Source organism: Leifsonia sp. ALI-44-B, from assembly GCF_001984125.1.
In the GTDB taxonomy this organism is placed as follows: domain Bacteria; phylum Actinomycetota; class Actinomycetes; order Actinomycetales; family Microbacteriaceae; genus Okibacterium.
Genome location: NZ_MTQL01000007.1, coordinates 59831 through 85941, shown reverse-complemented (window position 1 = coordinate 85941; position 26111 = coordinate 59831). Strand labels below are relative to the sequence as shown.

Genomic DNA, 26111 nt, shown 5'->3' with positions numbered 1-26111 from the left:
AACGAGGGGCGCGGCGGGATGCTCGAGCATCCGAGGTGCGTTTCTATTCTCGCCGGGCACACCGTGGATTGCCAGCGAAGAGGCTCCTGTTACGCCGTGAGCGTCACTCGGATGCCCGGGTCACACGCTCGTGCGTTCGACCAGGCGCGTCGGCGTGATCGTGGCGCGCGGCACGGGGTCACCGGCGATGAGGCGCACGAGTTTGCGCGCCATCTCTTCGCCGAGGGCGATGGGGGACTGGTCCACGGTCGTCAGCGGCGGGGACAGGGTGGCGCCGAAGTTGTCGTTGTCGAACCCGATCAGTGCCACGTCGTGGGGCACCCGCAGGCCGGCTTCGGCGAGGGCGCCGTAGGCTCCGGCGGCCATCTGGTCGTTGGCGGCGAGGACGGCGTCGATCGGCTGGCCGGTGGCGAGGAGTCGCCGCATGGCCTCGGCGCCGCCGGCGGGGGAGAAGTCGGCGGTCTCGACGGGGCCTTCGGCGAGTCCCGCGGCGTCGAGCGCCTCCCGGAATCCGCGCAGGCGGTCGATGCCCGCCGGCATGTCTTGCGGGCCCGCGATGGCGGCGATGCGGCGGCGGCCGTGCTGGATGAGGTATTCCGTGGCGATGCGGGCGCCGTGCACGTTGTCGGCGTCGACGTAGTAGCTGTCGGTGGCCTCGGATTGCAGGGGCCGGCCGCCGAAGACGATGGGAAGCGCGTTGCCGAGCTGCGTGTAGGAGTGGTCGCCCGAGTGGTGCGAGACGACGAGGGCTCCGTCGACGTTGCCGCCGAGCAGGTAGCGGCGGGTCTTGTCGGGGTCGGTTTCTGACGCGATGAGGAGGTTGAGCGTGTAGTCGGTGCTCGACAGGTGGGTGGCCACGCCCTGCACGACGGAGGCGAAGAACGGGTCGGCGAAGACTTTGGCGGTGCTCTCGGGCACGATGAGCGCGATGGCCTGGGTTTTGCGGCTGGCGAGCGAACGGGCGGCGCGGTTGGGCACGTAGTTCAGTTCGGCGATCGCGGCGTTGACGACGGCGATCACTTCGGGCGTGACCTTGGGCGAGTCGTTGATCACGCGGGACACGGTGGCGCGCGAGACTCCCGCTACTTCGGCCACCATTTCGAGGGTGGGCGTGCGGCGGGGGACGGTTTGCTGCGACGGCGACTCCACGGGTTCATCGTATTGCGCCAGGGCGCGGGCTGCGTTCGCGCCGCGTCCAGCCTTTTCGTCGGTGGTGCACCGTACGATGGAACCGTTGCCTTGAGGGGGTTCTCATCCATTCTTCGTCTTTCCACCGTCGCGCCCTGCTGACGTCTGTCGCCGTCGGCGCCGTCGTGGTGTTGTCGGCGTGCACGAGCACGCAGCCTGTCGCATCGACGTCTTCGCCGACCCCCACGGCGTCGTCGACGTCTTCGGCGGATGCTTCGTCAACGGCCCCGGCTGTTTCCGAGGTCTCTCCGGCCGCCGGTGCCCTGTCGGGTGGCACGACGATCACGATCGCGGGGTCGGGCCTGTCGAAGGTCGACGCGGTCACGGTGGGCGGTGTTCCGGCCACGGACGTGACGGTCGTCGACGACAAGACGGTCACGGCGGTCACTCCGGCGGCGGCGAACTTCCAGCCCGCCGATGCGGCGCTCGAGGTGTCGGCGGCGGGTGAGCCGGTTTCTCTTCCCGGCGACACGGCCTACCGCTTCGAGTCGGTCACGCCTCTCGACAAGCAGATGCAGTACGCGTTGTCGTATTGGAAGGATTACAACCTCGCCGAGTGGGGCAACCTCAACCCGGTGGGCGGCGATTGCGCCAACTTCGTCAGCCAGACGCTCATTCAGCGCGGCTGGACGCAGACGGGGGATTGGCACAACTTCAATCAGGCTGCCGACTGGACTCCCGCGTGGGGTTACGTGCCGGCCATGGACCAGTTTTTCCAGGCCACCCCGGCGCTCGGCTTGACGCGGTTGTCGCTCGACCAGCGCGACCAGGTGAAGGTGGGCGATGTGGCCATGTTCGACTGGAACCAGAACAACATTCCCGATCACGTCATGATCGTCTCTCAGGTCACGACCGAGGGTGACAAGACGATCATCAAGGCTGTCGGCCACAACAAAGACTTCGACTACCGCGACCTCGACGAGACGATCACGGTGGAGCACCCGGGCGGCAACGCCTGGTTCTGGAGCGTCCCGGCCTAACCAAACGCCTGGTCCTGGAGCGTTCGGTCTAGCCGAGCGCCTGGTCCTCGAGTCCGGTCTGGCCGCACACCTTGTTCTGGAGCGTCCCGGCCCAGCCACACGTCTGGTTCCGCAGTGCGCGAGGCTAGCCGAGCAATCGGGCCCGCGCCCAGCCGAGGCTGACCGCAGGCCCGTTCGCCTGACTCCTTGTGCGTCGTCTACTCGGCGATGGCCGCGTCGACGATCTTCTTGGCTTCCTCTTGCACCTGGCGCAGGTGGTCTTCGCCGACGAACGATTCGGCATAGATCTTGTAGACGTCTTCGGTGCCGGAGGGGCGGGCCGCGAACCAGGCCTTGTCTGTGACGACCTTGAGGCCGCCGACGGCCGCGTCGTTGCCGGGCGCGTGCGTGAGCTTGGCCGTGATCGGGTCGCCCGCCAGCTCGGTGGCCGTGATGGCGTCGCCGTCGAGCTTGCCGAGCTTCGCCTTCTGGGCCTTCGACGCGGCGGCGTCGACACGCTGGTAGACGGGGTCGCCGAATTTCTCGGTCAGCTCGCTGTAGAGCTGGGACGGCGTCTTGCCCGTGACCGCGATGATCTCGCTGGCGAGCAGAGCGAGCAGGATGCCGTCTTTATCGGTCGTCCAGACCGTGCCGTCGAAGCGCAGGAAGCTCGCGCCGGCGCTTTCTTCGCCACCGAACCCGACCGAACCGTCGACGAGCCCGGGCACGAACCACTTGAAGCCCACGGGCACCTCCCACAGGCGTCGACCGAGCGATTCGGCCACCTTGTCGATGATGCTCGACGAGACGAGCGTCTTGCCGATGGCGGCGTCGCTCTTCCACCCGTTGCGATGCTGGTAGAGGTAGTCGATGGCGACGGCCAGGTAGTGGTTGGGGTTCATCAGGCCGCCATCAGGCGTGACGATGCCGTGCCGGTCGGCGTCGGCGTCGTTGCCCGTGAGGATGTCGTATTCGTCTTTGTGGGCGAGAACCGACGCCATGGCCGAGGGGCTCGACGGGTCCATGCGGATCTTCTCGTCCCAGTCGAGCGTCATGAAGCGCCACGTGGGGTCGACCTCGGGGTTGACCACAGTGAGGTCGAGCTCGTAGCGCTCGGCGATGGCTTGCCAGTAGTGCACGCTCGCGCCACCCAGCGGGTCGGCGCCGATGCGCACGCCGGCCTTCTTGATGGCCGCGACATCGATGATGTTCTCGAGGTCGTCGACGTAGTGACCGCGGAAGTCGTAGGTCTCGACGGCGCTCGGCTCGGCCATCTTGACCTCGACCATGCCGCCCTCGATGAGCTCGTTGGCGCGGTTCGCGATCCAGCTCGTGGCATCGCTGTCGGCCGGGCCGCCGTGTGGCGGGTTGTACTTGAAGCCGCCGTCGGCGGGCGGGTTGTGGCTGGGCGTGACGACGATGCCGTCGGCCTCGTCGTCGTTGCCCGCGTTGTTGTATCGCAGGATGGCGTGGCTGAGCGCCGGGGTGGGCACGAAGTCGTCGAATTCGTCGACGAGCACGCGCACTTCGTTGGCCACGAGCACCTCGAGTGCCGTCGTGCGGGCGGGGGCGCTGAGGGCGTGTGTGTCGGCGCCGAGGAACAGCGGCCCGGTGATGCCCTGGCCCGCGCGGTATTCGACGATGGCCTGAGTCGTGGCCGCGATGTGGTCTTCGTTGAAGGCGGTCTTGAGCGACGAACCGCGGTGGCCCGAGGTGCCGAAGACGACCCTCTGCTCGGGCTCGGAGACATCCGGTTTGAGGTCGTAATAGGCCTTGATGAGCGCCTCGACATCGATGAGGTCGGACTCTTGTGCTGGGGTTCCTGCTCGCGTCGTCATGTGCCCATTCTGGCACCGGACGGCGACGCCCTGACAGCCCTTGACGCGCCTGTGGAGAGATTCGCAGATCGGTGCCTGTGGAGAAGAAGCCGTACATCGACGGGGTGGCGCGAGCCGATACGCTTCCTCTATGTCTGAAGCCGCCGCATCCGTCCCCGAACGCACCTACAGCTTCCTGGGCCCGCGCGGAACGTTCACCGAGGCCGCCCTGGCGCAGGTGCCCGAGGCGGCCGGCCAGACGTGGCGCACCGTGAACAACGTGGGGGAGGCGCTCGGAGACGTGATCGCCGGGCGCAGTGACGCCGCCATGATCGCCATCGAGAACTCGGTCGACGGTGGCGTCTCGGTCGCGCAAGACGCCCTTGCAACGCTCCCCGATCTGCGCATCGTCGGCGAATACCTGGTCAACGTCAACTTCGTCCTCGTGGCGCGGCCGGGCACGACGCTCGACGAGGTCACGGTGGTGAACGGGCATCCGGTCGCCTACGCCCAGTGCCGCAAATGGCTCGACGCAGCGGTTCCCGATCACGCGCACATCCCGGCCTCCAGCAACGTCGCGGCCGCGGCCGATCTCTTCGACGAACCCCTGCGCCCCGGCCACGCCGCCATCGCACCCCCCGGAATCGTCGAGCACTACGACCTCGATGTGCTTGCGCGCGACATCGGCGACAAGAAGAACGCCGTCACGCGCTTCGTGCTCGTCAGCCGCCCGGGCGCGCTTCCCGCACCGACCGGCGCCGACAAGACGAGCCTCATCGCCGAGCTCCCCGTCGATCGCGCGGGCGCCTTGCTCGAGTTGCTCGAGCAGTTCTCCACGCGCGGGGTCAACATGAGCCTGCTCGAATCGCGGCCGGTCGGCGACGAGCTCGGTCGCTACCGTTTCGTCATCGACGCCGACGGTCACATCCTCGACGAGCGCGTGGCCGATGCCCTCCTGGGTGTGCGCCGGTTCAGCCCCGAGGTGCGGTTCCTCGGCTCCTACCCGCGCGCCGACCGCGTTCCCAACGCCTACGACGACCGCTACTCCGACGCCGTCTTCATCGAGGCTCGCGATTGGTTGCGTGCGCTCGTCTCGGGCGAACCGTACGATACCCCTGAGCGGTGAGGCCGCCGGGCGACCGACGCGTCGCCGCCAGATCACGGTCACCCCGGTGACCGCCCGACCGTGAGGACCGCCCGATGAGCGACGACGCCTCGTTCGACCCCCGCTTCGCCCCCGAGTTCCAGCGCGGCTTTCCGCAGGCCGACGGTGTGCGGGATGCCTCCCGCACGTCGCCCTATGCCCCCGGTCGTTCCGGCGCCCAGTCGGGGTCGCCGGCCGCATCCGCGTCTGCCCGCCCGGACTCGACACCGACAACGGCCTCGGGCCTCGGCGAACGACGGCGAGCGCGCGGGGGAGCGGCAGCGCGTGAACTCCCCGGACGCCGAACCGAGGCCCGCTCATTGATCGGCATGCCGCCCGAGGAAGCGGCCCGCCTCTCTCCCTACGCAGCGGCCGACAGTACCGGCTCATCGGCATCCACATCCTCGTCGGCGCAGGTGCCGACCGGCGGCGGCGCCACTGCGCCGCACGCTCCCTCTCTCGGGCGCCCGGCCGGCGGCGGTGCACTGGCCGCTTCAGCGCCCGCGGCAACGAGCGTCGAGGCCGAAGCGCACACCGGTGGCACCAGCGCGCCGACCTCGGCCCGACGCCGCATCTCACCGTGGCGCAACCCCTGGCTCTACGTGCTGTTCGCAGCGGGCAGCGTCCTGACGATCGCCGGCGTCTCGCTCACACGGTGGTCGCTCTTCATGATGTACAGCCCCCTGGCAGGCTCGCAATCCGCGAGCGATCAACCGATCGACTACACCGGTGTGCAAGTGGCCTGGATTCTCGGCCCCACCCTCGTCATCGTCGGAGGGGCCACGCTCATGGGCGCGCTTTTCTTCGTGGCTGCGAGCTGGTTAGCCGCGCGCCCGCTCCTTGTCGACGCGACCGACGACGCCGCGCTCGACGCCGACTTCACACACGACGACGACGCTTGGAACGGGACCTCGGCCACTTTCGTCCCGTTCGATCAGTCGGGGTCATCCGCCAACTCCCGCGACCGCTGATGGGAGTTCGCAAACCCGGGGGCGGCATGCGCGGCATGAAGCCGTCCGTGCGCGTATGGGCCCTGTTCATCCTCGGGGCGCTCGTCACCATTGCAGGTCTCGGCACGGTCGTCACCACAGCCAGCGACCGCATTGCCGACGTCGAGGCATCCATCGTGCTCGCGGATGGCGTCGACCCCACGTTGCGCGGCGTCGTCGAGCTGCGCACGAGCCGTTTGTCCGAGACCATCCGCACCGGATTGGTGCCCGGTTCGGTGACCGTCTCTCCCTACAACGGCGAAGACATCTCGCAGATGAATGCCTACACCGATGCTGAGGAGCGCGTGCTCATCCGATCGAATCCCGGGCCCGGGGGCTTCTACTGGGGCTTCGACCGCCGCCCCTACTTCGAACCCTCGGCCATGCTTCTGATGGCAGGCCTCGGCATCCTCGCGGCGAGCGCGTTGTTCGCGGCGACGCAGTACTCGGGCGGGGCCGAGCGCTCGATCAGGGCCGCATCCGCCGACCGCCTTTAGACCGCCGGCACTCGCACCAGCAAAGCGCCCGCGTCGGTCGAGAACCGCGCACGCGTGGCCCGCCCGAACTCGTCGCCGTCGAGCTCGATCTCCTGCGGCTCCTCGAGCACGATCGTCGTCGACTCCGACCGCAGATAGGTCACCATCTTGGGCCCGCCGTTGTCGGTCGCCTTCACGATCGTGCGGCCGAGCGACGACTTCGCCAGCGCGCTGTTCTCCCACCGCACCTTGCGCCACACCTGCACCCACCCGAACACACCCTTGGGCTGCAGGAACGCGATATCGAGAAGCCCGTCATCGACCACGGCATCGGGCAGCAGCTCGATATTGCCGGGCAGCGTTCCGCAATTTCCGAACAGGATGGTGGAGACGTGCGCCGTGTGTTCATGACGCCCGCGCAGCTGATAGCGGATCTTGAAGGGGCGGGCCTTGGGCAGGGCGCGCATGCCCGCATCGACGTAGGCGAGCCATCCGACGGCCTTCTTCAGCGCCGGATTGGTGTTGGCCATGATGGTGGCGTCGATGCCCATGCCCGCCATCACGAGGAAGGCGTGTTCCTCGTCGGGGCCGTCTTCGCGCCCGATCGTGACGATACCGAGGTCGATCCTGCGGTCGGTGCCCTGAAAGGCGATGGCGACCGAGGCGGGCACATCCGACAGGGGCAGGTTGAGGTTGCGGGCCAGCAGATTGCCCGTGCCGCTCGGGATGATCGCGAGTGACGCCCCCGAATCGCGCAGCCCCTGCGCAACCGATCGCACCGTGCCGTCTCCTCCGGCGGCGAAGACCATGTCGATGCCCGACCGCGCCAGCTCACGTGTGACGCCCTCGCCCGGGTCTTCGACACTCGTCTCGACCCACTGCGTCTCGGCCCACCCGGCCTCCGCCGCGGCGGGTTCGATGAGCGCCCGCAGGTCGGCAACGCGCACCTTGATGGGGTTGTACACGACGGCCGCCCGCCGCGTCTGCGTCGGGGTATCGGCCTCGGCAGTTTCGGCGCGCCGCACCTCGTCGATCTGGCGGGGAGTTTCGCGTGCCGCGCCGTCCGGTCCTGCCGCCTCGATGGTCATGCAGCCCACGCTACGGTACGGCGCGGGATCTGCCCTCGGCCGCGAGGATGATTGCGGCACGCACCCACCCCGACGCCTGTGCAGAACTGTTCGGTCGATAGACTTGGCGGGTGATCGATCCAGTGCTCCTCCGCGACCAACCCGACCTCTTCCGGCGCTCGCAGAAGGCGAGGCGCGCCTCCGTCTCCGTCGTCGACGAAGCCCTCGCCGCCGACAGCTCCCGCCGCGCCGCCATCTCGGCCTACGAAGAGCTGCGCGCCGAGCAGAACGCGTTCGGCAAGCTCGTGGCCAAGGCTCCCAAAGAGGAGAAGGCCGTGCTCGTCGCCGAAGCCAAGGGCCTGGCCGACAAGGTGAAAGAAGCTCAGCAGCTCGCCAACGAGAGCGAGGCCGAGTTCGTGCGCCTGGCCGGCAGCATCCAGAACCTCATCGTCGACGGTGTGCCCGAGGGTGGCGAAGACGACTTCGTCACTCTGCGCGAGGTCGGCGACAAGCCCGAGTTCGACTTCCCCGTGCGCGACCACCTCGAGATCGGCGAGATGCTGGGCGCCATCGACATGGCCCGTGGCACCAAGGTCAGCGGTTCGCGCTTCTACTTCCTCAGCGGCATCGGCGCCCGCCTCGAGATCGCGCTCATGAGCCTCGGCCTCGACCGCGCGCTCAACGCCGGTTTCACGCCCCTCATCACGCCCACGCTCGTGCGCCCCGAGATCATGGCCGGCACGGGGTTCCTGGGCTCGCACGCCGACGAGATCTACCACCTCGAAGACGAAGACCTCTACCTCACGGGCACGAGCGAGGTGGCCATGGCCGGCTACCACTCCGACGAGATCATCGACCTCGAGAAGGGTCCGCTGCGCTACGCCGGATGGTCCACGTGCTACCGCAAGGAGGCGGGCTCCTACGGCAAGGACACCCGCGGAATCATCCGTGTGCACCAGTTCAACAAGCTCGAGATGTTCGTCTACACGCGCCCCGAAGACGCCGAAGAGGAGCACCAGCGCCTGCTCGGTTGGCAAGAGGGCATGCTGCGCGACCTGGGCCTCAGCTACCGCGTCATCGACACGGCGGCGGGCGACCTGGGCTCGAGCGCGGCCCGCAAGTTCGACGTCGAGGCCTGGGTGCCCACGCAGGGTGCCTACCGTGAGCTCACCTCCACCTCCAACTGCACCACCTACCAGGCGCGTCGCCTGAGCACACGTTTCCGCGGGGAAGACGGCAAGACCACGCCCGCGGCAACGCTCAACGGCACCCTCGCCACGACGCGCTGGATCGTCGCGCTGCTCGAGACCCACCAGCGCGCCGACGGCTCGGTGTTCATCCCCGAGGTGCTGCGCCCCTACCTGGGCGGCCTCGAGGTGGCTCTGCCGGTGAACGCGTGAGCGATACCGAATCCACGCGCTGGCTCGTCGCGCTCGACGTCGACGGCACGGTGCTGCACGAAGACGGCACGTGCACGGATGCCGTGAAGCATGCCGTCGCGCGTGCAACAGAGGCGGGCCACGAGATCATGCTCGCCACGGGCCGCAGCTGGGAGACCACGGCGCCCGTGCTCGAGACCCTCGGCATCCACCCCGACTACGTGGTGTGCGCCAACGGCGCCTTGGTCATGAAACGCGACGACGACGAGGCCGACGGTTACCGCCGACACCTCATCGAGACGTTCGACCCGAGCGACGTGTTGAAGACCATCGCCAGCTCGCTCGACGACGGCCGCTACATGGTCGAATACCCCGACGGGTTCCGCCGCTACACCCAGGGCATGGTCGATTGGAACCTCGACAACGCCGAGATGGTTCCGTTCGAGCGACTGCTGCACGACCCGGTCACGCGCGTCGTCGTCGTGTCGCCCGAGCACGGCGAGCAGGAGTTCCTCAAGATCGTCGAGAGCATGGGCCTGCACCAGGTCACCTATTCGATCGGCTGGACGGCGTGGCTCGACATCGCGCCGCTCGGCGTGAACAAATCCACGGCTCTGCAGCGAGTGCGCGACTGGGTGGGCGTTCCCGCATCCCGTGTGCTTGTGGCCGGCGACGGTCGCAACGACATCGAGATGCTCACGTGGGCGGGTGCCTCGGGCGGTCGCGCGGTCGCAATGGGGCAAGCTCCCGACGAGGTGAAAGAGGTCGCCACCGAGGTCACGGGCGCGGTCGACGACGACGGCTTGGCCGCTGCACTGCTATCGCTCCCTGGCGCGCGCGACTGACGTTCAAACCGCCCCGCGCCGATGTGACGAGCCCGAAACAGTCCATCAGATAGAATCATCCGAGGTCGGGCGAGGTTTTGCGCGGCTGGGAGGGCTGTCCGAGCGGCCGATGGAGCTGGTCTTGAAAACCAGTGGGCAGAAATGTCTCGTGGGTTCGAATCCCACGCCCTCCGCAGAAGTGCCTGCACGAACCGCATCATCCGTGTCATCCGCACGGTCAGGGCAACGAGGGGAACATCTGTGAGCGATCTGGGACGTCGTCCTCGCCGCGCTGCCCGTGTTCCCACGATCGCGCGCCACGGCCGTCTCAAGCGCTACAGCCCCGTCGGCGCCGTGCTCAAGTTCCTGGCCGCCGCCGTGGCCGTCCTGCTCGTGAGCGGCGGATCGGTCGCCGCGATCGCCGCCTGGAGCGTGGTGTCCAGCATCCAGCCGTCGGTCACCCTGGCCAACGAGACGCCGGGCGTGCAGATGCCCGATATCGACGCCATCGAGGGCGGGGTGAACCTGCTGCTCGTCGGCAGCGACAGCCGCCAGGGCCAGGACGCCATGTTCGGCGATCCCGAGAAAGAGACGGCCACCCTCAACGACGTGACCATGCTGCTGCACATCTCGGAAGACCACAGCAGCGCCACCGTCGTGAGCTTCCCTCGCGACCTCTTCGTGCCCATCCCCGCGTGCCCCAACCCCGACGGTGGAACGTACGGCGCCATGAGCTCGCAGAAGATCAACACCACCCTCAGCTATGGCGGCCTGCCTTGCACGGTTCTCACGGTCGAGAAACTCACGGGTCTCAGCATCCCGTTCGCCGCCGAAGTGCAATTCAACGGCGTCATCGAGCTGTCTAATGCGGTGGGCGGTGTGGACGTCTGCGTCGGATCGCCCATCAAAGACCCCTACACCGGCCTCGACCTCGCCGCCGGCACACACAACCTGCAGGGCCTCGAAGCGCTGCAGTTCCTGCGCACCCGGCACGGCGTGGGCGACGGTTCCGACCTCGGCCGCATCAGCAACCAGCAGGTCTTCCTCTCGGCGCTCGTGCGCACGCTCAAAGACGGCAATACGCTGTCCGACCCGACCAAACTGTTCGGCATCGCCAAGGCCGCGGCCAGCAACATGACGCTGTCGAACCACCTCAACAACCTCAACAACATGGTGTCGATCGCGCTCGCGCTGAAAGACATCCCGTTCGACCAGATCGTGTTCGTGCAATACCCCAACGGCATCGGCGAGTCCGGTGGTCAGAGCGGTGTGCTGCCGATCAAATCGTCGGCCAACGCGCTGTTCCAGGCCATCCAGAACGACCAGCCCATCTCGCTGACGGGCGGCACGGGCGTCGGCTCCGAGCTCGACCCCAACGCTCCGGGCGCCACCGAAACCCCCGCGCCCGTCGAAACCCCGGCACCCGTCGAGACCGCAACGACGCCCCCGCTCTACGCCGGCGCGACCACTCCTCCCGCCACCCCCGGGGGCGCCGTGGCCCTGCCCGAGAACGTGCTCGGCCAGACCGCCGAAGACCGCACCTGCTCCAAAGGCAACAACTAACCACCACCGAGCGGATGCCGCGACAACCCGCCGCCCGACCGGATTGGGTTCGCGCCCCGGCACCCGTTATGATTGCAGACGTGCGTCCGCCAGTCGGCCGCATTGGAGACGTCGCATAGTCCGGCCGAGTGCACCACCCTGCTAAGGTGGAGTCCCCTCACGGGGACCGCGGGTTCAAATCCCGCCGTCTCCGCACATCAAACGGCGTGCCTCCCGCCGTCTCCGCATATTGAAACGGCGTGCCTCCCGCCGTCTCCGCATATTGAAACGGCGTGCCTCCCGCCGTTTCCGCACTTTTCTTCAGGCGTGAATTCCGCCGCTTCCATCTACGCCGTCAACGACGTTTCGTCCGGCGTCGACAGCGTCAGCACGGCATCCGCGATGTACGGGCTCTGCTCCAGGTCGGTGGCGATGCGGCGAAGCTCGCGCGCGACATCCACTTCGCGGTCGTTGCCGGTCAGATCGATCGAGGCCACGAGGAAAAAACGCTCGGGCCCCACGAACTCGAGGTGCAGGTAGGTGACGCGTTCGACGTCGTCGCGCTCGAGCAACAGCCCCACGATGCGCCGCCGCACATCGGCCGAGGCGGGCTCACCCACCAGGAACCGGCGGTTGCGGTCGATGAGCACGAGCGCCACGATGGCGAGCAGAACGCCCACCAGGATCGACCCGACCGCGTCGAACACGGCATTGCCCGTCACCTGGTGCAGGAACACGCCGAAGAAAGCAATGACGAGGCCGATCAGTGCTGCGGCGTCCTCGGCGAAGACGGCCCTCAGAGTGGTGTTCGACGTGCCCAACACGTGGTGCAACGTGCCCATCCCGCGCGCCTCGGCGGTTTTCTTCGCCTGCAGATACGACTGCACGAAGGAGAACCCCTCGAGTACGAAGGCGATGGCGAGCACGATGTAGGCGACGATCTGATCGGAGGATTCTTCGGGGTTCGACAGCTCCTGGATGCCGTGCTGAATCGACACGACTGCGCCGGCCGTGAATAACCCGACGGCGGCGAAGAGTGACCACACATAAGCCTCGCGGCCATACCCGCGCGGATGACTGCCGTCGATCTTCTTCACCGAGCGACGTTCGGCTATGAGCAGGAAGATCTCGTTGCCCGCATCCGCCCACGAGTGCGCCGACTCGGCCACCATCGACGCCGACCCGGTCACGAACGCGGCAATCGTCTTCGCAACAGCGACCAACAGGTTCGCCACGAACGCGATCACAACCGTCCGGATGCTTCCGCCCGACGTCTCCTCGCCCGCGCCGTCGTCCGACGCCGATTCCGGCCCACTCGTCCCCGTCGTATCGCTCACCTAGCGAGCATACGACTGGAGCTTCGAACGGGTACTTCCGCTCGTCAGCAACGCGGACTAATCTGTCCATAGGGACATAAAATATGTCCGATAAGACATATTTGGGAACGGTGAGATGGTCAACGTTGCAGCGCTCATTCGCGCGGCTCGCAAGAGCAAGCGGCTGACTCAGGTCGAACTCGCCAACATCGCCCGCACCGATCAGGGAAACGTCTCCCGGTCGGAGAGCGGCCGAGACGCCGAGTACTCGACGGTCCATAGGTTGCTCGCAGGGGCCGGGTACCGCCTCTATTCAGCGCCGACACGACGCGACGACGCGGCGACCATTGCGGCCGAGATTCGAACCCGCGTGCAGGCCGAAGACCCAGATCGAGCGCTGCGCGCGCTCATCCAACTCAATGACAACCTCGCGGCCGAACACGGACTTGTCCGTGGCATTCTCGGTCTCGCTGAGCCCGAATCCACCCGCGACCCTCTCTGGGACGCTGCAATAGCGGCCGTCGTTGCTTGGCGCCTCCGCGAGGAATCCCTTCCGGTGCCGAGCTGGGTCGACGCCGACGAGCGGTTCCTCCGCAAACCGAAAGTTCTCACAGTAGACCCGGCCGATCCTGAACCGCCGCGAGCGGAAATCCCCGACGAGTTCTTCGATCGAGGCGTTTTGGCCTGGCGTGACACGTTCGCGAGCGTGTAGCGATGGCTACAGCTCTCGAACGCGCAGACATCGTCGATGGGCTCCGGGATCTCGCTAGCGAGCTCGAGGCTGCGCGAGAGGTCGCTAGCATCCGGCTGGTGGGAGGGGCAGCGCTCGCGCTCCTTTATTTCGAGCGCGGAACCACGCAGGACCTGGATGCGCTCCACGTCCACCCGGGAAGTGACCAGGCGGTCGCGGACGCGGCCGCACAGGTGGCGCGTCGGCACGACTGGGATCCCGAGTGGCTCAACTTCGCGGTGACCGGAGCAGACGCCCTGCCGACCCTGGGCCGAAGCGTTGAGTGGGCAACGATCTACGACTCCGGGGGTGTCGTCATTCAAGTGGCATCGAAGGAGTCCCTGCTCGCCATGAAGCTGCGAGCGAATCGACCGGGACGGGATACCCGCGACATCCGCCACCTACTGGCGCTGTGCGGCATCGTCACCCTTGCCGATGCTGAGTCGCTTTACGAAGATTTCTACCCGGGAGATCTGCTTCCCGAACGGGCCGTCGGCATGGTGCAGCGCATTCTGTCCGACGGCCCGCTGACGGTGCCCGAATCGCCCGGGCCCGTCCACTTCTAGGCCGCTACAGCCACTTCCTGAACTTGAACGCCACGTACAACCCGATGCCGCTCAGCACCATGAGCCCGATTGCCATGGGGTAGCCGAACTCCCAGTGCAGCTCGGGCATGTTGTCGAAGTTCATGCCGTAGATGGCGCCGATGAGGGTGGGCGCGAAGAGGATCGCAGCCCACGCCGAGATGCGTTTGACCTCTTCGTTCTGGGCGAGGCTGGTCTCGGTCATCCGCCGCATCTCATCGTTCTGGCGTTGCGCTACGAGGGTCGAGTGCGTGGTGAGCGCGTTGTCGAGCAGCGCTCGGAAACCGTCGGTGCGTTCGACGACGCGGATGGTGTGGTCGAGCACGTCGCGCAGGGAACGCTGCAGCTCGACATCCACCTGGTACTTGGCCGACCCGCGCAGCAGCGCCTCGATGATCGCGGTCAGCGGATGCACGGCCCGCTGAAACTTGATCACCTCTCGCGACAGCTCGTAGATGCGCTGCGCGACGTCTTCGTTGGTGCCGAACAGCTGATCCTCGATCTCGTCGATGTCGTTCTCGAGGCCCGCGATGACGGGCGCATACTCGTCCACGACCTCATCGAGGATGGCGTAGAGCACGGCTTCGGGCCCGAGCGCGAGCAGCGCGGGGTTCGCCTCCATGCGGTTGCGCACGCGCGCGAGGTTGGGCGATTCGGCGTGACGGATGGTGACCACGAAGTCCGGCCCCACGAAGATGTGCAGCTCGCCGAACTCGACCTCCTCCTCGGCGTCGAGGTAGCGGGCGGGCCGCAGCACGACGAAGAGGGTGTCGTCATAACGCTCGAGTTTGGACCGCTGATGGCCCGACAGCGCGTCCTCCACAGACAGGTGGTGCAACCCGAATTCGGCCGCCACGGCCTGCACCTCTTCGGCGTCGGGGCGGTACAAGCCGATCCAGGCCATGCCGTTGCGCGATCGCATGGCCTCGAATGTCTCGTCCAGGCTGGCGGGGTTCTCGGTGCGCTTGCCGGCGATGTATACGCCGTTGTCCACGAGTGGCATGGGTCGGCTCCCTTTCTCCGTGCCGCACGACCGCGGGGGATGCGGTGGGCGTGCAGTTCGTCTGCAGAGGCGGTGGCCTGTGCTTACCCATGATGCCCTGTCCGGCTGGAAACACGAGGAAACATTGCCGCTTCGGCGTCTCGACATGGAAAACTGGGCGGCAGTGATGCGCATCATGCGAAGCCTCGCGCGCGGTCGGCGGCAACCAGCCCCGGCATTCGAACGACGATCGAGGAGGCCACCGTGCCCTTGCTGAACGACGATTTCATCCAGACCAGCCACGCGGGTTCGTTGCCGCGCACGCCCGAGCTCATCGCGGCGAACGAGGCTCGGGAGTTCGCCGACGACGGTTTCACGCTCGTGTCGACGCCCGAGTTCGAGCAGCAGCTCGCGGGCGCCGTCGACGATGTGGTGGCCCGCCAGGCCGCCGCGGGCATCAGCCAGCCCAACGATGGCGAGTTCGGCAAGGCCATGACGAGCGCGGTCGACTACGGCGCCTGGTGGTCGTATTCCTTCCAGCGCGTGGCCGGACTCACCCTCACCGACGAGAACATCTTCAGCCAGCAGCCCGTGCGCTCATCCCCGGGCGATGTCCGCCTCACGTCCTTCCCCGACCGCCGCGACTGGGTGCGTTTTCACGACGCCTACACCGACCCGACATCCGGCATCTCGACCGGTTCGGGCGCCACGGCGTTCCCGTCGACCACGGGCCCTCTCCGCTATGTCGGTCACGAGCAGGTCACCTCGGATGCCTCGAACCTCCGTCGCGCGCTCGACGCGGCGGGCATCGCCGACGGTTTCCTGACGGCCCTCTCGCCCGGCAGCGGTGCGCGCGTCGCGAACCACCACTACGCCACCGACGAGGAGCACGTGTGGGCGTGGGCCGAGGTGCTGCGCGAGGAGTACCGCGCCATCATCGACGCCGGACTCATCTTGCAGATCGACGACCCCTCGATCGCCGAGAACTGGGACCAGATCAGCCCCGAGCCATCCGTAGACGACTACCGCGCCTTCACCCGCATCCGGGTCGAGGCCCTGAACCATGCCATCCGAGGGCTGCCCGAGGACCGCATCCGCTTCCACCTGTGTTGGGGCAGCTGGCACGGCCCGCACACGACCGACATCGAGCTGAAGCACATCGTCGACCTCATGCTCGACATCAACGCGGGCGGCTACTCGTTCGAGGCCGGTAACGTGCGGCACGAGCACGAGTGGACCGTGTGGGGCGACGTCGTGGTGCCCGACGGCAAGGTGCTCATCCCGGGCGTCGTGAGTCATGCGACGAACGTGGTCGAGCATCCCGACCTGGTGGCGCAGCGCATCGGGCGTTTCGCCGAGGCGGTCGGGCGCGAGCGGGTCATCGCGTCGACCGACTGCGGCCTGGGCGGGCGCATCCATCCGCAGATCGCGTGGGCGAAGCTCGAGACGCTTTCGGAAGGCGCGCGCCGGGCCTCTCAGCAGCTCTGGGGCTAAAGCGCCGCGGCCGCGCGTGGCGTCAAGATGCAGGGTGCCCGTGCGCCGGCGACCACGACGTACGCGCGCGGCCTGAAGGGTGTCAGGATGTTCGCGCCCGACTCAAGCTAGGCGACCGACGTTCCGAACAGCAGGCCGAGCAGGTACGTCGCAATCGCGGCGCCGTAGCCGATGGCCAGCTGTCGCAATGCCCGTTTGAGAGGGGACGCCCCCGACAACACGCCGACGGTCGCACCCGTGACCAGCAGGGCGAGCCCGACGAGGACGGCGGCGACGACGAGCGCGGGCAGGCCACCCATGCCGAAGAGGTAGGGGATGATCGGGATGATCGCGCCCGAGGCGAAGAAGAGGAAGCTCGAGATCGCGGCCCCCCACGCCGACCCGATGGCCTCGTGTTCGTCGCGGGATTCATCGGGCGCGTTCGAGGCCGAGACGTGCGGATCGTCGTCGTGCGCGCATTCGGCGCCCGAGATCATCTCGCGAGCGTGCTCCTCGGCCGCGCGCTGTTCCATGCCGCGGGCCCGGTAGACGAGCGCGAGTTCGTTGGCGTCGACGTCGAGGTGCGGCAGAACCGTGCGTGCCTCGGGGTCGGGGGTGGATGCCGACAACAACTCGCGTTGCGACGACACCGACACATACTCGCCCGCGCCCATCGACAGGGCCCCGGCGAGCAGACCGGCCACGCCCGACGCGAGCACCAGGGGAGTGGGCACACCCGTCGCGCTGATGCCCACCACGAGCGCCATGTTCGAGACGAGCCCGTCGTTGGCGCCGAAGACCGCGGCGCGGAACGTGCCCGACAGCTGACTGCGGCCCCGAGCCGCCAGGCCCCGCACGACCTCGCCGTGGATGCGCTCATCCGCTGCCATCGCCACGGTCGCATCCGTGTCGTCGGCGTAGGGTGAGCGACCCTCGGCCCGCTGCACGAGAGCGAGCACGAAGATCGAGCCGAAGCGCCGCGCCAGCGTGCCCAGGATGCGGGTGCGCAGGTCGGTGCGCGCCGGTTTGCCCTCGCGGTCACCGAGCAATTCGAGCCAGTGCGCCTCGTGGCGGCCTTCGGCATCGGCCAGGGCCAGCAGGATGTCGCGCTCCTGCCCGTCTCGGCGCTCGGCCAGGTCGCGGTACGTGGCAGCCTCGGCCCGCTCGTCGGCGAGGTATCGTCGCCATCGGCGCAGGTCGGCTGAGCTGGGGGAGTGTGCCTCGGGTGGCACAACGGAGTCGTTCACCCCGCGAGTTTACGGCGATATTCGGCCGTATACCGCCGAATGCATACTGTTCGTGCGCACGAATTTCGCTGTTCCCTTCCACGGCTAATCGCGCACGCCCGGCCTCGATTGGCGTCACCCGCAAGCTTCGTGTAGGCTCATCTTCGGCCTTGAAGAGCACAAACTCCTCGAGAACAAGCCATGCGCCCGTAGCTCAACGGATAGAGCATCTGACTACGGATCAGAAGGTTGGGGGTTCGAATCCCTCCGGGCGCACAGGATTCACATCCGCAGATCTGGTTGAGACAGATCGAAACGGCTCGCTTCGGCGGGCCGCTTTCGTTTAACGTGGCCGGCCGAATCTCTGGCTGAGTGTGCCTCCGCTTTCGCCTCCCTCTGCGGTCACGGTTCTATCCGCGCTTCTGCCGTCGGAGTGACCGGGGCCCCCGCCGCCCGAACCCGCCGTCGACCGCACCCGCCGCCGCCCGCACCCTCAGTCACTCGTTCTCTCAGTCGCCGCCTCCGAGAACGTCCAGTTCGCCGGCCGCCCGGACGAGTTCGGTCACGACGGCCCGCGTGCCCGCCCCCGGCTCGCGTCTCGTCGACCGGTGCCGGATGGTGAGGTGCCTACTGCCGAGCCCGGGCAGGTCGATGACATCCAGGCCTTCGGGCACGCCCAGCCGCACGGTCAGCGCGGGCAGCAGTGTCACGCCGAGCCCGCCCGGAACGAGCGCGAGCGCCGCCTGGAAGTCCTCGTAGCGGTGCACGACCGGGGGAGTGATGCCGAGCGCGGCCTTCGCGCGTTCGACGGGCAGCTCGGATGCCCCGCCGGGCGCCACCCCGAGCCACGGCAGCTTCTCGAGCCCCGCGCCGCTCAGGTCGAACGTCGAGCCCCGGGGAACGACCAGCCGCCACGGTTCGTCCAGCAGTGGCACGTCTGCGGTGTGCGCGGGCGTGTGTCCCGTGTCGGCGAGGTCGCGGTCCACGATGATGAGATCGGCCTCGCCGGTGCGCAACATTCGAGGAAGCCTCGCGCTCGTCGCGTCCGCGATGCTGAGCTCGAGGCCGGGCAGCGCCTCGTGCAGGTGGTCGAGAATGGGCACCAGGAAGCCGGAGACGACCGTTTGGAACGCCCCGATGACCACGCGCCCGGTCACGCCGTGCTGGGCCTCTGAGAGCCGGCTGCGCGCATCGGCCAATTCGCGCTCGATGTTCTCGGCGGCTTCGACCAGGATGCGGCCGGCCGGCGTCAGGCCCACGCCCCGGGGTCCGCGTTCCAGCAGCTCGACGCCCTCCTCCTTCTCGAGCCGACTCACTTGCTGCGACACGGCGGATGCGGTCAGATGCAACGAATCGGCGGCCGCCAGAATGCTCCCGTATCGGGCGACGGCGAGCAAAAATGAGAGGCGCTTCGGGTCCATGTCCACAGTAAGCAAATCTAATGCATCGCATCAGCATTCGTTATTTGTGCTTAGGCGTCGAGTGACGGATGATTGCCTCATACCACTTCACACCCCACCGCTGACGCGGTGATCGTCGTTCCCGAAAGTTGCACCCGCACGTGGATTCCTCGCTCCTCCTCACCCTCGCCGGCTGGCTCGGCGCACTCGGCACCGTCACGGCTTACGCCCTCCTGACGTTCGGCAAACTGACCTCCACGTCGGCCACCTTCCAGTCCCTCAACATCGCGGGCGCCGCACTGCTGTGCGTCAGCGCGACGGTCAGCCAGGCGTGGCCCTCGGCGGCCGTCAACGCCGTGTGGATCGTCATCGGCCTGCAGGCTGTCGTGCCGCTCGTCAAGCGCCTGACGCGCGGCGCAGACTCGGCCTCGGCAGCCGCCCGCCCTGCCGCCGTCAGCTCTGCCTCCGCTGCCTGGGCCGATCCCGCTTCCGATACGGCATTCATCGGCACCACCTACGACGCCAGCGCGTGGGACGACTACACGGCCGCCGAGCGTGAGCTCGCCCGCACCGAGATGCCGCCCACGCTCGTGCTTCCCGTGATCCGAGACAGCGGCTACGTGCTCGACGAGCGCTACGCGGCGGCGTAACACCGGCCGCAATCCGACGGCCGCTGCGTCCGTGACGACCGCTGCGCCCCTGACGACTGCTGTGCCCCCGACGAGCCCGCGCCCCGACGACTGCTGTGCCCTCGAGGAATCCGCGTCGCAAACAACGCTGGCCCACGGCGTAGCCCCCGAGCACGCTTCGCGCCACCCCATCCGATCGGTCACCCGCGAAGCGTAGGGTGGGGCGCATGTCAGAGCAGACCAGCAGAGAATCCGCCAGCCAACCCACCACCATCCTCGGCCGCACGGGCGTCGAGGTCAGCCGCCTGTGCCTCGGCACCATGATGTTCGGCGATTGGGGCAATAAAGACCACGACGACTCCATCCGGGTCATCCACCGCGCTATCGACGCCGGCATCAACTTCATCGACACCGCCGACATCTACGCCTACGGCGAGTCCGAAGAGATCGTCGGCAAGGCGATCGCGCAGTCCGGAAAGCGCGACGACATCGTCCTCGCCACCAAATTCTTCAACGGTATGAAGCAGCAACCCAACTACCGCGGAGGGTCGCGACGCTGGGTCATCCGCGCCGTCGAAGACTCGCTTCAGCGCCTCGGCACCGACTACATCGACCTCTACCAAATGCACCGGCCCGACGAGCACACCGATATCGAGGAGACGCTCGGGGCGCTCGACGACCTCGTCCGACAGGGCAAGATCCGCTACATTGGCTCGTCCACCTTCCAGCCGTCGCAGGTGGTCGAGGCGCAGTGGGCCGCCCGTCAGAATCACACGGCGCGGTACGTCACCGAGCAGCCCCCCTACTCGCTGCTGACCCGCGGCATCGAGGCCGACCTCCTGCCGACCACGCACCGCCACGGCATGGGCACGCTCGTCTGGAGCCCCCTCGCCGGCGGATGGCTGAGCGGCAAGTTCCGCGCGGGCCGCGACCTGCCCACCACCCACCGCAGTGACCGCGACCCCAACCGCTACGACCTCGGCAACCCGGCGATCGCCGCCAAGTTCGAGGCGGCCGACAAGTTCGGTGCCTTGGCCGACGACCTCGGCATCCCGCTCGTGCACCTCGCCTTGGCGTTCGTGCTGCGCCACCCGGGTGTCACGAGCGCCATCATCGGCCCGCGCACGCTCGAGCAGCTCGAATCGCAACTGGATGCCGCATCCGTCGAACTCGACGACGCCACCCTCGACCGCATCGATGACATCGTCGCCCCCGGCACCAACGTCAACCCCGAGGATGCGGGCTTCAGCAACTACTGGCTCGACGCCTCGCGCCGCCGCCGCTAACGCGCATCAGCGACGCGGACCGCGACCAGAGAAGCCGCTCGACACGAAGAAGCCCGGCTCAGGCGAGCCGGGCTTCTGTGCGACCGCATGTCGCGGGGTGAATGTAGCGGGGCGAACCGCGGAGTCGACTCAGACGGTGACGCCCTTGCTGCGCAGGAAGATCGCCGGGTCGACGTGCTCGCCGTTGATCTGCACCTTCAAGTCGAGGTGGCAACCGCTGACGACGCCCGTGGCGCCGATGTCGGCGATGTGCTGGCCGCCCGTGACCACGTCACCGACGGCGACCTGGAACGAGCCGCTCAGCAGGTGACCGTAGATGGTCTCCTCAACCTCGTTGTGCTTGATGATGACGCGGTTGCCGTAGGCCCCTGCGTTGCCGACGAACGTGACGACTCCGTCGGAAGCGGCCTTGAGGGGCGTGCCGCAGGCCCCGCCGAAGTCGATGCCCTCGTGGAAGCTGTTCGAGCAGCCCACACCGTTGCAGATGAGCGAGCGCGGGCCGTAGGGCGAGGTGATCGCGCCGGGCGCGGGGCGCCACCATCCGGTTTCGGAGGGTGCGGTGTAGTCGCTGAGCGCGCCGCCCGAGGCGAAGGCGAAGCCGGCTGCGCGCTGGGCCGTGGACAGGTCGGCCTTCGACGTGGCGTCGTAGGTGTCACGAGCGAGGTCGGCCTGGGCCACCGTCTGTGCCACGGTCAGCGACTGACCGTCGGCGGTGCGGGTGATGGGCTGGCCGATGGCGTCGACGGTGCCCGTAGCGGTGGGCGCGAGAGCGTAGGCGGGAAGCGCGAAGGTTCCCACGAGTCCGGGGATGACGAGCGCCACGGCGAAGGTGGACCGCGTCGAGCGCAGTCGCTCCCGCAAACCCTTGCGGGTCGAGGCGCCGGGAAGGTCGGAGTGTCCACCCGTCGATGCGGGCAGGATGGCGGCGGCAACGGGCTTGGGCGCGCGGTCGGCGTTATCGAAGCGAGCGGATGCCACGGGGCGCGAATCTTCGCCCCCGGGAAGCGTGAACACGGGTCGCGGGCTCTGACCCGCTGCGGCAGCGGCACGGTCATCGGCAACCGGGGCGCCGATCGTCAACGCGGCGACGGATGCTGCTCGAGCGGAAGCAGGTGCAGTGGCAACGACGCTCGCGCCCTCTTCGGATGCGTTGTGAACAGCCGGGATGGTGATCGAGGAGGTCGCCGGTGCGGCGCTCGACTGCTCGGGGGCCGAGGCAACCTCGACACTCACCGTGACGGCGTCGCCCTCGTCGGACGAATCGACGTCGGAGTCACTGACATCGATGGCGTCGGCCGCGGCGACGATCTCGGCCTGCTCGCGCAGGCGCTGTTCGCGCAATTCCCGACGGGTCAGCGGTCGGGAGGGCGCACTCTCTTCTACCACGATGGTGGTCGGCGTGCGCAGACTCGGAGCGTCTGCCGCAGGAAGCTTCGTGCTACCGGCTGAGGCCGATGCCGCGGGCACAGCGGTCGCAGCGCGTCGGCTGCGGCGAGTGGGCAACGGTTGTGCCGAGTCACTGAGCGAGGCTGTGGGCGCCTCGGGTGCAGAGGAGTCGCCAAGCATGCGGTCGGGCTTCGACGATTCCGGTGTGGAGCTTGTTGCCAAAGTTGGATCCTCCGGCGCCTCGACGACCCACTGGTCGCCTCATCTGCAGCGCAAATCAGAACGGCACACGGAACCAGGGAGATGAGTATAGAGGCGCCCCGGCCCGGGCCCGTCGCCATTGTGTGGCAACAGGACATCTCTCAGCCTACGTCAGATTCCTCAAAAAAGCCCGGGCGTGAGGCGACTTATTTCCGACTCGACGGCGTGTCGCGGTCGCCACGGTCGCCGCGACTGCGCCCAGTGTCCTCGCTGGTGTCGCCATCCGAACCCGGGGCGGGGTTACCTTCCGACAGGCGGAACTCGCGCGCTTTGAGGACATCCTTCGCCGCGGCGTCGATCGACTTGTCGATCTGGGCCCGGTCGTGGACGGGGAGCTGCAGGTCGTATTCCGCTTCGATACCGGCGCGCAGCTCGCGCATCCGCTCGATCTCGGCATCGACGTGGGCGCCGAGGACGAGGGCGTTGTTCGAGATGAACAGCCACAGCAGGAAGATGATCACGCCACCGAGCGAGCCGTACGTGGCGTCGTAGTTGCTGAAGTTCGCCGCATAGAAGAAGAAACCGACGGTCGCGAGCGCCCAGACGAGCAGGCCGAAGATCGCCCCCGGACTGACCCAGCGGAACCGCGGCTGAGCCACGTTGGGGGTCATGTGGTAGAGCACGGCGAGCAGGAAGACCGCGAGGAACACGGTGACCGGCCACTTGACGATGTTCCAGGTGAGCAGGGCGGCATCGCCCAGGCCGATGAAGCTTCCGATCGCCTCGGCAATGGGACCGGACACGATGATGAGCAACGACATGATCACGAGGGTCACGAGCACGATGACCGTGACGAGCAGCATCTTGGGGCGCAGCTTCCAGACCGGCCGGCCCTCTTTCACGCCGTAAATGCGGTTGAGGCCGCGCGAGAACGCGCTGACATAACCGGATGCCGACCAGATCGCGCCCGCAAGACCGATGACGAGCGCCCAGCCCGCACCGGGCGATGAGGTGAGGTTCTCGATGGGTCCACGCAGGGTCTCGGCGGTGTCCTGCGGCAGAGACGAGTTCATAAACGCGATGAGCTGGCTCGTCACATCGTCGTCGCGCCCGATGAGCGCCAGGATCGAGACCATGGCCAGGATGCCCGGGAAGATCGCCAAGACGGTGAAATAGGTGAGGGCTGCACTGATGTCGCTGCCCTGGTTCTGCGTGAACTGACGGAACGCACGCTTCAGGATGTAACCCCAGTGGCGGCCCTTGAGCTTGGCGGGGGAGTCCTTGCCCGTGTCGCGAGGAGCGTCGTCGCCCTCGGGAACATTCTCGGGGCTGGTCTTTTTGGCTGTGTCGGTCATCGGTTCTGGCCTTTCTTCACGGTGACGACGAGCACGATGGCAGCGGTTACGAGGGCGGCGCCGGCGATTATTCCGACGCGGCGCTCCCAGAGGATCTCTCGCACTCGAGCACGGATCGCGTCCGGCGTGAGACGGTCCTGGATTTCCCGCATGGTCTCAGCGAGCTGGCCTCGCGTTTCGGACAGCGTCAATGCCAAGACCGCGGGGCTCGATCCCTCGATGGGCCGGTCGCTGCGGTCGTTGGGCAGCTGCAGGGGTTCGTCGTGTTCGTTCATCGTGTATCCATTTCGACGGATTCGCGCGGATGCGTCAAGGCCTTGACCTGCGGGCAGCGACCATCAGCGAGGCGGGTGGATCGCGCAGGACACCGCCCGGTTAAAGCATGAAGCCCCGGCCGAAAGACCGGGGCTTCATGGGAAGAAGAGTCTGGGACTCTTCATTCGGGAGTGTTCACGCCGAAGCGTTTACCTGAGCCCGAGGGAGATTTAGAGGGGGCGGATGTTCTCAGCCTGGAGACCCTTGGGGCCCTGAGCGGTGTCGAATTCAACCTTCTGGTTCTCTTCGAGCGAGCGGTAGCCGCTCGAAGCGATGGCGGAGTAGTGCGCGAAGACGTCGGCCGAGCCGTCGTCGGGGGCAATGAATCCGAAGCCCTTTTCAGCGTTGAACCATTTGACGGTACCAGTGGACATAACATTCTCTTTTCGTGAGGGGACCGGCCCCGACTTTCGGGACCGTTCGTCGCGGTGTTAGTTAATCGCTCCTGACGAAAAGCTTCTGACTCCGGTGGAGTCGTCCACTTGATATACATATGCGCAACACAACAACTGACACCCCACAGTAGCTCATGAAGCTCCGGCGCAACAAGGTTTCCGTCATATTTCTCAGACCTGCCGAACCGAGTCCGACGTTAACTGACAAATGTGAGGCGAATCATCAGGTGCCGCCCCTATGTTCGAAATATCTAAGAGCGCACGCTCATTGCATCCGGCTGGGAAGTCGAAAATCAAGACGCCGGAGCCCCTATGACGCTCAGCAGTACCCTCGGACCGGTCCGCACAACCGTCCCTCGCATCACGTCAGCCCCCAACGTGACGAGCACCTACTCCTCTCTTCTCAAGACAGTGCGTGACGCAGGCCTCCTGCGCCGCACCCGCGGTTACTACATTGCCGTCATGGCCGCGCTCACCGTCGCACTCGCCGGCTGCGTGACCGGGTTCATCCTTCTCGGTGACACCTGGTACCAGCTGCTCATCGCGGGCGCACTCGGAATCATCCTCACGCAGTTCGCGTTCCTCGCCCACGAGGCCTCGCACCGCCAGGTGCTCGAGTCGGGCCCCGCCAACGACAAGCTCGGCCGCTTCCTCGCCGCCGGCGTCGTGGGCATCAGCTACGCCTGGTGGATGACGAAGCACACGCGTCACCACGGCAACCCCAACCAGGTCGGCAAAGACCCCGACATCGAGAAAGACACCATCTCCTTCCAGGAGAAGGACGCCGCAGGGCGCACGGGCTTCCTCGCCCTCGTCACCCGCAAGCAGGGTTACCTCTTCTTCCCGCTCCTCACGCTCGAAGGCCTGAACCTTCACGGCCGATCGCTGCAGACGCTCTTCGCCAAGGGCAAGGTCGAGGGCCGCTTCATCGAACTCGGCCTGATCGCGTTCCGCATGCTGGCCTACATCGCCGTGATCTTCTGGGCGCTGCCGCTCGGCATGGCATTCGCCTTCATCGGCGTGCAGATGGCCGTCTTCGGTGTCTACATGGGCGCCTCGTTCGCCCCGAACCACAAGGGCATGCCGCAGATCGCCGAGGGCGTCAAGCTCGACTTCCTGCGCAAGCAGGTCCTCACCTCGCGCAACATCAAGGGTGGCGCCGGCATGAACATCTTCATGGGTGGCCTCAACTTCCAGATCGAGCACCACCTGTTCCCCAACATGCCGCGCCCGCACCTCGCTGCCGCCCGCGCCATCGTCAAGGAGCACTGCCGCGATCAGGACATCCTCTACACCGAGACATCGCTGACGCGCTCCTATGCCATCGTCATCGACTACCTGAACCGAGTCGGCCTCTCGGCCCGCGACCCGTTCGACTGCCCGGCAGCTCAGCGGTTCCGTCGCCGCTAGACCCGACACAGACAACAGCACAGCGAATGCCGCACGGA

Annotated in this window: 24 protein-coding genes and 3 tRNA genes; 16 read left to right on the top strand and 11 right to left on the bottom strand. The window is 67.2% G+C overall.

Features of this window, described 5'->3' with window-relative positions; translation table 11 throughout:
- Positions 1-120 precede the first annotated feature (120 nt).
- Complete coding sequence (locus ALI44B_RS07350) at positions 121-1098, bottom strand: LacI family DNA-binding transcriptional regulator (RefSeq protein WP_077055426.1); 978 nt, start codon at positions 1096-1098, stop codon at positions 121-123.
- Positions 1099-1313: 215 nt separating this feature from the next.
- On the opposite strand from ALI44B_RS07350, the gene ALI44B_RS07345 reads away from it, so the two are divergent.
- Positions 1314-2168 carry an amidase domain-containing protein gene (locus ALI44B_RS07345; RefSeq protein ID WP_143459102.1) on the top strand — a complete coding sequence of 285 codons (855 nt, stop codon included), beginning with the start codon at positions 1314-1316 and terminating at the stop codon, positions 2166-2168.
- Positions 2169-2365: 197 nt separating this feature from the next.
- Here the strand turns inward: ALI44B_RS07345 and pgm are convergent, their stop codons facing one another.
- Entirely contained in the window at positions 2366-3985 is a 1620-nt protein-coding gene (gene pgm / locus ALI44B_RS07340) for a phosphoglucomutase (alpha-D-glucose-1,6-bisphosphate-dependent) (protein WP_077054114.1), read from the bottom strand.
- A 130-nt stretch (positions 3986-4115) separates the two neighbouring features.
- Here pgm and pheA point away from each other — a divergent pair, with 130 nt between their 5' ends.
- The 3 genes from pheA (at position 4116) to ALI44B_RS07325 (ending at position 6594) form a co-directional block, all read left to right on the top strand.
- Positions 4116-5090 (top strand): prephenate dehydratase, encoded by a 975-nt coding sequence (pheA, locus tag ALI44B_RS07335; RefSeq protein WP_077054113.1) that lies wholly within the window; start codon positions 4116-4118, stop codon positions 5088-5090.
- 74 nt (positions 5091-5164) lie between these two features.
- On the top strand, positions 5165-6079 hold the full coding sequence (locus tag ALI44B_RS07330; protein WP_077054112.1) for a hypothetical protein: 915 nt from the start codon (positions 5165-5167) through the stop codon (positions 6077-6079).
- The gene (locus ALI44B_RS07325; RefSeq protein WP_143459100.1) at positions 6079-6594 is read left to right on the top strand and encodes a hypothetical protein; all 516 of its coding nucleotides are present in this window, start codon (positions 6079-6081) and stop codon (positions 6592-6594) included. Before ALI44B_RS07330 ends, ALI44B_RS07325 begins: the two co-directional genes overlap by 1 nt.
- On the opposite strand, the gene ALI44B_RS07320 is transcribed toward ALI44B_RS07325, so the two are convergent.
- Positions 6591-7661, bottom strand: coding sequence for a diacylglycerol/lipid kinase family protein (locus ALI44B_RS07320; protein ID WP_083709719.1), 1071 nt, complete (start codon positions 7659-7661; stop codon positions 6591-6593). The two genes, ALI44B_RS07325 and ALI44B_RS07320, sit on opposite strands and share 4 nt — an antisense overlap.
- A gap of 110 nt (positions 7662-7771) precedes the next feature.
- On the opposite strand from ALI44B_RS07320, the gene serS reads away from it, so the two are divergent.
- The 5 genes from serS to ALI44B_RS07295 all read left to right on the top strand — a co-directional run bounded on the left by serS (position 7772) and on the right by ALI44B_RS07295 (position 11599).
- Entirely contained in the window at positions 7772-9040 is a 1269-nt protein-coding gene (gene serS, locus ALI44B_RS07315; RefSeq protein WP_077054110.1) for a serine--tRNA ligase, read from the top strand.
- Positions 9037-9864, top strand: a complete 828-nt coding sequence (locus ALI44B_RS07310) for an HAD family hydrolase (protein ID WP_077054109.1) — start codon at positions 9037-9039, stop codon at positions 9862-9864. Before serS ends, ALI44B_RS07310 begins: the two co-directional genes overlap by 4 nt.
- Positions 9865-9952: 88 nt before the next feature.
- Positions 9953-10037, top strand: a tRNA-Ser gene (locus ALI44B_RS07305).
- A 67-nt stretch (positions 10038-10104) separates the two neighbouring features.
- Positions 10105-11406 (top strand): LCP family protein, encoded by a 1302-nt coding sequence (locus ALI44B_RS07300; protein ID WP_077054108.1) that lies wholly within the window; start codon positions 10105-10107, stop codon positions 11404-11406.
- Between the two features lie 104 nt (positions 11407-11510).
- Positions 11511-11599: transfer RNA gene (locus ALI44B_RS07295), tRNA-Ser, on the top strand.
- Between the two features lie 133 nt (positions 11600-11732).
- Here ALI44B_RS07295 and ALI44B_RS07290 read toward each other — a convergent pair.
- Positions 11733-12722, bottom strand: coding sequence for a cation diffusion facilitator family transporter (locus ALI44B_RS07290; protein ID WP_202969371.1), 990 nt, complete (start codon positions 12720-12722; stop codon positions 11733-11735).
- Positions 12723-12837: 115 nt separating this feature from the next.
- Here ALI44B_RS07290 and ALI44B_RS07285 point away from each other — a divergent pair, with 115 nt between their 5' ends.
- Both ALI44B_RS07285 and ALI44B_RS07280 read left to right on the top strand, forming a co-directional pair.
- Positions 12838-13413 (top strand): helix-turn-helix domain-containing protein, encoded by a 576-nt coding sequence (locus tag ALI44B_RS07285; protein ID WP_077054107.1) that lies wholly within the window; start codon positions 12838-12840, stop codon positions 13411-13413.
- A 2-nt stretch (positions 13414-13415) separates the two neighbouring features.
- Positions 13416-13997 (top strand): hypothetical protein, encoded by a 582-nt coding sequence (locus ALI44B_RS07280; RefSeq protein WP_077054106.1) that lies wholly within the window; start codon positions 13416-13418, stop codon positions 13995-13997.
- 4 nt (positions 13998-14001) lie between these two features.
- Here ALI44B_RS07280 and corA read toward each other — a convergent pair whose 3' ends face one another.
- Positions 14002-15018, bottom strand: a complete 1017-nt coding sequence (gene corA / locus ALI44B_RS07275) for a magnesium/cobalt transporter CorA (protein WP_077054105.1) — start codon at positions 15016-15018, stop codon at positions 14002-14004.
- Positions 15019-15261: 243 nt separating this feature from the next.
- Between corA and ALI44B_RS07270 the strand changes: the two genes are divergently transcribed.
- Positions 15262-16491, top strand: coding sequence for a cobalamin-independent methionine synthase II family protein (locus ALI44B_RS07270; RefSeq protein ID WP_077054104.1), 1230 nt, complete (start codon positions 15262-15264; stop codon positions 16489-16491).
- A gap of 107 nt (positions 16492-16598) precedes the next feature.
- On the opposite strand, the gene ALI44B_RS07265 is transcribed toward ALI44B_RS07270, so the two are convergent.
- On the bottom strand, positions 16599-17717 hold the full coding sequence (locus ALI44B_RS07265) for a VIT1/CCC1 transporter family protein (RefSeq protein ID WP_238592152.1): 1119 nt from the start codon (positions 17715-17717) through the stop codon (positions 16599-16601).
- Between the two features lie 182 nt (positions 17718-17899).
- Between ALI44B_RS07265 and ALI44B_RS07260 the strand changes: the two genes are divergently transcribed.
- Positions 17900-17972 (top strand) — tRNA-Arg (locus ALI44B_RS07260).
- 233 nt (positions 17973-18205) lie between these two features.
- Here the strand turns inward: ALI44B_RS07260 and ALI44B_RS07255 are convergent.
- Complete coding sequence (locus tag ALI44B_RS07255; protein WP_083709716.1) at positions 18206-19117, bottom strand: LysR family transcriptional regulator; 912 nt, start codon at positions 19115-19117, stop codon at positions 18206-18208.
- A 140-nt stretch (positions 19118-19257) separates the two neighbouring features.
- Between ALI44B_RS07255 and ALI44B_RS07250 the strand changes: the two genes are divergently transcribed.
- Complete coding sequence (locus tag ALI44B_RS07250; protein ID WP_077054102.1) at positions 19258-19746, top strand: CBU_0592 family membrane protein; 489 nt, start codon at positions 19258-19260, stop codon at positions 19744-19746.
- Between the two features lie 206 nt (positions 19747-19952).
- Positions 19953-21011, top strand: a complete 1059-nt coding sequence (locus tag ALI44B_RS07245; protein ID WP_077054101.1) for an aldo/keto reductase — start codon at positions 19953-19955, stop codon at positions 21009-21011.
- Between the two features lie 129 nt (positions 21012-21140).
- On the opposite strand, the gene ALI44B_RS07240 is transcribed toward ALI44B_RS07245, so the two are convergent.
- The 4 genes from ALI44B_RS07240 to ALI44B_RS07225 form a co-directional block, all read right to left on the bottom strand.
- Positions 21141-22619 (bottom strand): M23 family metallopeptidase, encoded by a 1479-nt coding sequence (locus ALI44B_RS07240; protein WP_143459098.1) that lies wholly within the window; start codon positions 22617-22619, stop codon positions 21141-21143.
- Positions 22620-22804: 185 nt separating this feature from the next.
- Positions 22805-23953 (bottom strand): YihY/virulence factor BrkB family protein, encoded by a 1149-nt coding sequence (locus tag ALI44B_RS07235; protein WP_077054099.1) that lies wholly within the window; start codon positions 23951-23953, stop codon positions 22805-22807.
- A complete protein-coding gene (locus ALI44B_RS07230; protein WP_077054098.1) occupies positions 23950-24228 on the bottom strand; it encodes a hypothetical protein in 279 nt (92 codons plus the stop codon). The genes ALI44B_RS07235 and ALI44B_RS07230 overlap by 4 nt, the downstream gene beginning before the upstream one ends.
- 210 nt (positions 24229-24438) lie before the next feature.
- The gene (locus ALI44B_RS07225; RefSeq protein WP_077054097.1) at positions 24439-24642 is read right to left on the bottom strand and encodes a cold-shock protein; all 204 of its coding nucleotides are present in this window, start codon (positions 24640-24642) and stop codon (positions 24439-24441) included.
- A 333-nt stretch (positions 24643-24975) separates the two neighbouring features.
- Between ALI44B_RS07225 and ALI44B_RS07220 the strand changes: the two genes are divergently transcribed.
- Complete coding sequence (locus ALI44B_RS07220; RefSeq protein WP_077054096.1) at positions 24976-26073, top strand: fatty acid desaturase family protein; 1098 nt, start codon at positions 24976-24978, stop codon at positions 26071-26073.
- Positions 26074-26111: the final 38 nt, after the last annotated feature.

What these genes read in the sequence shown, in the direction of transcription:
- ALI44B_RS07320 (WP_083709719.1), bottom strand. Translation starts at nt 7,661, where the DNA reads ATGACCATCGAGGCGGCAGGACCGGACGGCGCGGCACGCGAAACTCCC.
- ALI44B_RS07285 (WP_077054107.1), top strand. Translation starts at nt 12,838, where the DNA reads ATGGTCAACGTTGCAGCGCTCATTCGCGCGGCTCGCAAGAGCAAGCGG.
- ALI44B_RS07220 (WP_077054096.1), top strand. Translation starts at nt 24,976, where the DNA reads ATGACGCTCAGCAGTACCCTCGGACCGGTCCGCACAACCGTCCCTCGC.
- ALI44B_RS07225 (WP_077054097.1), bottom strand. Translation starts at nt 24,642, where the DNA reads ATGTCCACTGGTACCGTCAAATGGTTCAACGCTGAAAAGGGCTTCGGA.
- ALI44B_RS07325 (WP_143459100.1), top strand. Translation starts at nt 6,079, where the DNA reads ATGGGAGTTCGCAAACCCGGGGGCGGCATGCGCGGCATGAAGCCGTCC.
- pheA (WP_077054113.1), top strand. Translation starts at nt 4,116, where the DNA reads ATGTCTGAAGCCGCCGCATCCGTCCCCGAACGCACCTACAGCTTCCTG.
- ALI44B_RS07245 (WP_077054101.1), top strand. Translation starts at nt 19,953, where the DNA reads ATGTCAGAGCAGACCAGCAGAGAATCCGCCAGCCAACCCACCACCATC.
- ALI44B_RS07330 (WP_077054112.1), top strand. Translation starts at nt 5,165, where the DNA reads ATGAGCGACGACGCCTCGTTCGACCCCCGCTTCGCCCCCGAGTTCCAG.
- ALI44B_RS07255 (WP_083709716.1), bottom strand. Translation starts at nt 19,117, where the DNA reads ATGGACCCGAAGCGCCTCTCATTTTTGCTCGCCGTCGCCCGATACGGG.
- corA (WP_077054105.1), bottom strand. Translation starts at nt 15,018, where the DNA reads ATGCCACTCGTGGACAACGGCGTATACATCGCCGGCAAGCGCACCGAG.
- pgm (WP_077054114.1), bottom strand. Translation starts at nt 3,985, where the DNA reads ATGACGACGCGAGCAGGAACCCCAGCACAAGAGTCCGACCTCATCGAT.
- ALI44B_RS07230 (WP_077054098.1), bottom strand. Translation starts at nt 24,228, where the DNA reads ATGAACGAACACGACGAACCCCTGCAGCTGCCCAACGACCGCAGCGAC.
- ALI44B_RS07280 (WP_077054106.1), top strand. Translation starts at nt 13,416, where the DNA reads ATGGCTACAGCTCTCGAACGCGCAGACATCGTCGATGGGCTCCGGGAT.
- ALI44B_RS07350 (WP_077055426.1), bottom strand. Translation starts at nt 1,098, where the DNA reads ATGGTGGCCGAAGTAGCGGGAGTCTCGCGCGCCACCGTGTCCCGCGTG.
- ALI44B_RS07235 (WP_077054099.1), bottom strand. Translation starts at nt 23,953, where the DNA reads ATGACCGACACAGCCAAAAAGACCAGCCCCGAGAATGTTCCCGAGGGC.